Raw genomic sequence first — 6,000 nt, 5'->3', positions numbered from 1 at the left:
CCCTGCGGCCCAAGACGGGTCACATGACGGGGCTTTCGCCCGAAATCCCAATCCAAGACACGGGTTTCGCGCAGCCGGTGGCAGCCGTCTGCAAGAACAACCCGAGGGCTGACAAAGGCGCCTGAAGCCTTTTGGCCCGACCGATGCCCGCGACCCTTTTGGATTCGCCTAAGGCCCGGCCCGTCCCCCAACACAGCGACGTGAATCGCCCCATGAGGTTAGCAATGGCGCGCCCCAGGCTGCAACCGAACTATCTGCTTGACAGGGGCTTTGCCAAATCGAATCTGCGAGGCCCTTGACTCGAAAGGAAAGAATCCTGAACACCTTGATATGTAGTTATTTTTGCAACATTCGCAGGCGCAGAAACGCAAATCGGGCACGGATTTGCATCCGCGCCCGGCCGGGGTTTTAGGCCCCTCGGGGCCGTGATTTCAAGGAAATCCGCACCGGAACCGATGCGGAAATCAGGGCAGGATCAGACTGCCGAAAGCGCCTTCACGCGCGATGCCAGACGCGAGATTTTCCGCGATGCAGTATTCTTGTGGACCACGCCCTTGGTCACGCCGCGCATCAGTTCGGGCTGGGCCGCTTGGAGGGCTGCCTTTGCCGCTTCGGCATTGCCCGAGGCAATCGCTTCCTCGACCTTGCGGATAAAGGTGCGGATGCGCGAACGGCGAGCCTTGTTCACATCGGTGCGGCGCTCGATCTGGCGGGCGCGTTTCTTGGATTGGGGCGTATTGGCCATGGGTCTTGTCCTGTTCAGGTCTTCAGCGGTTCAAGTGCGCAAAAGACCCAAAGCACCGCTTCCCGGGGAAAGCGGTCATGATTCTTGCCTAAGCGGGCCCACGCGCATGTAAGCCGGGGCATATAAGGCAAGACAGCCCGAAAGGAAAGCCCGAAATCAGCGGTCGCGGAACTGCGGTTCGCGCTTTTCCAGAAAGGCCGCCATGCCCTCCTTCTGGTCCTCGGTCGAGAACAGCGCCTGGAAGTTGCGCCGCTCGAACAGGATGCCTTCGGTCATGCTCGTCTCATAGGCGCGGTTCACGGCCTCTTTCGCGGCCTTGACGGAAACCTGGGACTTTTCCGCGATCTTGCGAGCGGCGGCCATGGCTTCGGGGATCAGCTTGGCTGTGGGCACCACGCGGCTGACAAGGCCCGACCGTTCGGCCTCGGCCGCGTCCATGAAGCGCCCGGTCAGGTGCATGTCCATGGCCTTGGACTTGCCCACGAAGCGCGTCAGGCGCTGCGTGCCGCCGATGCCCGCAATGACGCCCAGGTTGATTTCCGGCTGGCCGAACTTGGCGGTGTCGGAGGCGATGATGAAATCGCAGATCATCGCCAATTCGCAGCCTCCGCCCAGGGCATAGCCGCTGACGGCGGCAATGATCGGCTTGCGGATGCGGGTGATGGCGTCGATCCTGGCGCCGAACAGATCCTCGTCATAGGCGTCCACAAAGGTCTTAGTGGACATTTCCTTGATGTCGGCCCCTGCGGCGAAGGCCTTTTCGCTGCCGGTCAGCACCACGCAGCGGATCTTGTCGTTGCGATCAGCTTCGGCCAGGGCCTGGCCCAGTTCCGTGATCAGGGCGGTGTTCAGCGCGTTCAGCGCCTCGGGGCGGTTCAGGCGGATCAGGGCAACGCTGTCCTCGATCTCGACGATGATGGTGTCATAGGCCATGTGCGGCGTCCCGTTGCAAAAACGTTTCGCCGGACCCTATCAAAAGCGGCGGCGGAAAGCCAAGCGGGCTAGCGCTGGCACAGGGGGCAGTAAAAGCTGGACCGCCCCCCCTGCACGATCCGGCGGATGATGCCCGCGCAACCGGGGGTGGGGCAGGGCGCGCCTTCGCGGTCGTAAACGCGGAAGCTGTGCTGGAAATAGCCCAGTTCCCCGCTGGCCTGCCGATGGTCGCGCAGCGACGACCCGCCTGCCGCGATGGCGTCCGTCAGCACGTCGCGGATATGGCCCACAAGCGCGGCGATCCGCGCGGCCCCGATGCGCCCCGCCGCCCGCCGCGGATCGATGCCCGCGCGGTGCAGCGCCTCGGACACATAGATGTTGCCAAGGCCCGCGACGGTCCGCTGGTCCAGCAGCGCCTGTTTCACCGGCACCCGCCGTCCCCCAAAGGCCGTGGCCAGATAGGCAGGCGTGAAGGCGTCGTCGAAGGGTTCTGGGCCAAGATGATCCAGCAGCGGATGGGACACCCCTTCGCGGATCAGATCGACCATGCCAAAGCGGCGTGCGTCGTTGAAGGTGACGGTGGTGCCCCCGTCCATCACCAGCACTACATGGTCGTGGCGCGGCAGGATCGCCGGATCGCGGTGGAAATCGCCCAGACTGCCGCCTTGGACCAGCATCCGTCCCGACATGCCCAGGTGCATCAAGAGCGTGCCGCCCCGGTCCAGATCCGCCAGCAGGTATTTCGACCGCCGCCGCAGCGCCGTCACCCTGGCCCCTGTCAGCACCTGCACAAGATCGACCGGCATGGGCCATCGCAGGTCGGGGCGGCGAACTTCGGCCCGCGCGATGCGTTGGCCTTCCAGGTGCGGCAACAGGCCGCGGCGGACGGTTTCGACTTCGGGCAGTTCTGGCAATCCGGTCCCTTTCGAGGTTTTGTATGGTGCGACGCAGCGCACCGGGCCATTGTGCGCCGCGCAGGCCGGGCTTATCTGGCGATGAAACAGCGGATCGGCAAGCGGATGAGCGACAAGAAGCAGACCCATTTCGGATTCCAGACCGTGGACGAGGATGCCAAGGCCAGCATGGTCCACGAAGTCTTTTCCAGTGTCGCCAGCCGTTACGACCTGATGAACGACTTGATGAGCGCGGGCGTCCACCGCGTCTGGAAGAACGCGATGATGGACTGGCTGGCCCCGCGCGAGGGCCAGCACCTGCTGGACGTGGCGGGCGGCACCGGTGATGTCGCATTCCGTTTCCTGGACCGCGCGCCGGGCGGGCGCGTCACCGTCTGCGACATGACCGAATCCATGCTGGTCGAGGGGCGCAAGCGCGCCGATGCGGTGGAAAAGGGCGACCGGCTGGCTTGGGTCACGGGCGATGCGATGGCGCTGCCGTTCGCGGACAACAGCTTCGACCGCTATACGATCAGCTTCGGCATCCGCAACGTCACCCGCATCCCCGACGCCCTGGCCGAGGCTTACCGCGTCCTGAAACCCGGCGGGCGGCTGATGGTGCTGGAGTTCAGCCAGATCCCGGTCCCCGCGATGCAATGGGCCTATGACCGTTACAGCTTCAACGTCATTCCGGCCATGGGGCAGGCGGTGACGGGGGATCGCGACAGCTATCAATACCTGGTCGAATCGATCCGCAAGTTCCCCGACCAGGACGCATTCGCCGACATGATCCGGGCCGCGGGCTTTGCCCGCGTGCAATATCGCAACCTGTCGATGGGAATTGCCGCGCTGCATTCGGGCTGGAAGCTTTGAGAGGGCCGCACAACCTTTTGCGCCTGATCCGCACCGGCGCTACATTCGAACGCACCGGCGCCATGCGCGCGGTCCTGGACGCGGTTGATGCCCCGCCCCGCCTGCGTATCGCGGCGCGTGTGATGGGCTGGCCGTTCCGGTGGCTGGGCTACAAGGGCGATCCGGACCTGCCGCCGATCACCCGGGCAATCACCGCGCTTGGCCCCGCCTATATCAAGTTCGGCCAAATCCTGTCCACGCGCGCGGATGTGGTGGGAATCGAGATGGCGAACCAGTTGCGGATGCTGCAAGACCGCCTGCCGCCCTTTCCCACGGACATCGCCAAGGACATCATCCTGGCCGACCTGCGCCAGCCGGTCGATCAGCTGTTTTCCGAATTTTCCGAACCCGTGGCGGCGGCCTCCATTGCCCAGGTTCACCGCGCGCGGGTGCGCGAAACGGGCCGAGAGGTGGCGGTCAAGGTGCTGCGCCCCGGCATCGCCGCCGCCTTTCGCCGCGACATCGACGCGTTCCATTTCGCCGCTGGCATCATCGAGTTCCTGTCGCCCGGCAGCCGCCGTTTGCGCCCGCGCGACGTGGTGCGTCATTTCGAAGCCACCGTCACCGGTGAACAGGATATGCGGCTGGAAGCGGCCAATGCGTCGGAATTCGCCGAAAACACCAAGGGTGACGCGGGCTTTGCCCTGCCTGTTCCGCATTGGGAATTGTCATCGCGCCGGGTGCTGACTGCGGACTGGGTAGAGGGGCTGCCGATGGGCGATCGCGCGGCCCTGGTGGCGGCGGGGCACGATGTCAGCCGCATCGCCACGCGGGTGATCCAGTTGTTCCTGCAGCACGCGCTGCGCGACGGGTTCTTTCATGCCGATATGCACCACGGCAACCTCAAGGTCGGGGCCAATGGCGACGTCCTGGCCTATGACTTCGGCATCATGGGCGAGATCGACGAATATACCCGCCGCATCTATGCCGAAATTCTGTACGGCTTCATCCAGCGGGATTACCGCCGCGTGGCCCGCGTCCATTTCGAGGCGGGATACGTTCCCCGCGACCGGGACGAGGCCGCCTTTGCCCGCGCGCTCCGCGCCGTCGGAGAACCCATCTTCGGCGCCAATGCCAGCCGGATTTCCATGGCGAACCTGCTGGCCTATTTGTTCGAGGTGACGGAACGCTTCGGGATGCAGACCCAGACGCAACTGATCCTGCTGCAACGCACCATGGTGGTGGTGGAAGGCGTGGCCCGGTCGGTTGATCCGCAACTGAACATCTGGGACGCGGCCAAGCCGGTGGTATCGGATTACATCCGGTCCAACATCGGGCCCAAGGCGCTTGCGGGCGACATGGCGCGGGTTGCACAAACAGTCGGGCGATACGGACCCCTGCTGCCGCGCATCGTTGAACAGGCCTTGTGGGACCGCGCCCATCCCGAACAGGCACGCCTGGTCCAGCCGGTGCTTGTCAAGCGCGGCGCGCCGGTCTGGCTGGCAGTAGTGCTGGCGCTTGGCGCGGGGGCGGCGGTAGGAATCGTGCTGGTCTAGAAGCAGAGGATCTCGGCCTCGGCCTCGGCCCGTTTCAGGTCTGCGACCACATTGGTCAGTTGCGGCATGCTTTTGAACATGCCGGCACGCTCGCCCGTCGTCTGCTGCATCCGCAGAACCGTTTCGGCCTCGACATAGCCGTCATAGGGCAGCACCTCGGCAATCTGGTCGATGGCGCAGGAACAGCGGTCCAGCATATCGCGGGTCTGGCCGTTCGTGGCCATGCAGGCAAAGACATATTCGGCCCGCGCATTGGTCGGATAATCGTTGACCGCCTGGGCATGAACGGGAGCGGCCGCGCCCATCGCCAGGGCAAGCGCGATAAGCCGCACCATCATTGCAGCGCCATCTGGTTGAGATAGCCCGGCTGCGTGCCCGGGGCCTCGGCGCGCAATTCGCGGATCGGCTGCTTGGGATCATCCAGCACGAAGGTCAGGGTCAGCGTTTCGAAACCGCCCATCCGGGCGGCATTCGGATCCCCGGCAAAGGGCGTAAAGGTCGCCACGGATCCGTCGCCGGACTGCGTGATCTTCCCGCCCTGGAACAGCGCCTCCTTGATGCGGTTGCGGATATAATAGGGGCTGCCGCCGGTCAGCCGCGCCATGTGGCTGGAGGTTTGTTCCAGAAAGAAGGTCAGCACCGGATCCCCGCCCGAAACCGGGAAAGGCCCGATCTGGCGCGTCTGCGCGTCCGTCTTCTGGGTCAGTTGCAGGATCGGCTGCTGGTCCGACGGATCGATGGCCTGAGCCAGGGTCACGCTGCCGTCGTCGATGCGCTGAAAGCCCTCGGCCTCGGGGCCTTCGACTTCGACGGTCCAGCGAAGTTCCTGCCCATCCAGCGACCAGGGGCCGCGCTCGGCAAAGACGGCATCCCCCGCCTCGCCCGCAAGGACATGGCCCACAGACAGCGCGGACAGGCCCAGCCACAGGGCTGCGGCAATGGCTATTCTCATCATATCCCTCCCAATTCCGGGGTCAGAGTTGCGCCACCGGGGGCCAAGGACAAGCCCACCCCCCGGCGC

7 protein-coding genes are annotated in these 6,000 nt (G+C 64.9%); 2 read left to right on the top strand and 5 right to left on the bottom strand.

Going from position 1 to position 6,000, the window contains the following annotated elements; translation table 11 throughout:
* Positions 1-475: 475 nt before the first annotated feature.
* The 3 genes from rpsT to mutM all read right to left on the bottom strand — a co-directional run bounded on the left by rpsT (position 476) and on the right by mutM (position 2,592).
* The gene (gene rpsT / locus LZ585_RS14825; RefSeq protein ID WP_234854319.1) at positions 476-745 is read right to left on the bottom strand and encodes a 30S ribosomal protein S20; all 270 of its coding nucleotides are present in this window, start codon (positions 743-745) and stop codon (positions 476-478) included.
* 156 nt (positions 746-901) lie between these two features.
* Positions 902-1,678 carry an enoyl-CoA hydratase gene (locus tag LZ585_RS14820; protein ID WP_234854317.1) on the bottom strand — a complete coding sequence of 259 codons (777 nt, stop codon included), beginning with the start codon at positions 1,676-1,678 and terminating at the stop codon, positions 902-904.
* 68 nt (positions 1,679-1,746) lie between these two features.
* Positions 1,747-2,592 carry a bifunctional DNA-formamidopyrimidine glycosylase/DNA-(apurinic or apyrimidinic site) lyase gene (mutM, locus tag LZ585_RS14815; RefSeq protein ID WP_234854315.1) on the bottom strand — a complete coding sequence of 282 codons (846 nt, stop codon included), beginning with the start codon at positions 2,590-2,592 and terminating at the stop codon, positions 1,747-1,749.
* Between the two features lie 105 nt (positions 2,593-2,697).
* On the opposite strand from mutM, the gene ubiE reads away from it, so the two are divergent.
* Complete coding sequence (gene ubiE, locus LZ585_RS14810; protein ID WP_234854313.1) at positions 2,698-3,444, top strand: bifunctional demethylmenaquinone methyltransferase/2-methoxy-6-polyprenyl-1,4-benzoquinol methylase UbiE; 747 nt, start codon at positions 2,698-2,700, stop codon at positions 3,442-3,444.
* Positions 3,441-4,979, top strand: coding sequence for a 2-polyprenylphenol 6-hydroxylase (ubiB, locus tag LZ585_RS14805; RefSeq protein ID WP_234854312.1), 1,539 nt, complete (start codon positions 3,441-3,443; stop codon positions 4,977-4,979). Before ubiE ends, ubiB begins: the two co-directional genes overlap by 4 nt.
* On the opposite strand, the gene LZ585_RS14800 is transcribed toward ubiB, so the two are convergent.
* Entirely contained in the window at positions 4,976-5,314 is a 339-nt protein-coding gene (locus LZ585_RS14800; protein WP_234855853.1) for a hypothetical protein, read from the bottom strand. The genes ubiB and LZ585_RS14800 overlap by 4 nt on opposite strands.
* Positions 5,314-5,934, bottom strand: a complete 621-nt coding sequence (locus LZ585_RS14795) for a hypothetical protein (protein ID WP_234854311.1) — start codon at positions 5,932-5,934, stop codon at positions 5,314-5,316. The genes LZ585_RS14800 and LZ585_RS14795 overlap by 1 nt, the downstream gene beginning before the upstream one ends.
* Positions 5,935-6,000 lie beyond the last annotated feature (66 nt).

Source organism: Paracoccus everestensis (genome assembly GCF_021491915.1).
Lineage (GTDB): Bacteria > Pseudomonadota > Alphaproteobacteria > Rhodobacterales > Rhodobacteraceae > Paracoccus > Paracoccus everestensis.
The sequence above is the reverse complement of the archived record's forward strand: the minus strand, read 5'-3'. Positions and strand labels throughout refer to the sequence as shown.

Excerpts from the sequence above, each read along its gene's own strand:
- LZ585_RS14795 (WP_234854311.1), bottom strand. The coding sequence starts at position 5,934 with ATGATGAGAATAGCCATTGCCGCAGCCCTGTGGCTGGGCCTGTCCGCG.
- LZ585_RS14820 (WP_234854317.1), bottom strand. The coding sequence starts at position 1,678 with ATGGCCTATGACACCATCATCGTCGAGATCGAGGACAGCGTTGCCCTG.
- rpsT (WP_234854319.1), bottom strand. The coding sequence starts at position 745 with ATGGCCAATACGCCCCAATCCAAGAAACGCGCCCGCCAGATCGAGCGC.
- ubiE (WP_234854313.1), top strand. The coding sequence starts at position 2,698 with ATGAGCGACAAGAAGCAGACCCATTTCGGATTCCAGACCGTGGACGAG.
- LZ585_RS14800 (WP_234855853.1), bottom strand. The coding sequence starts at position 5,314 with ATGGTGCGGCTTATCGCGCTTGCCCTGGCGATGGGCGCGGCCGCTCCC.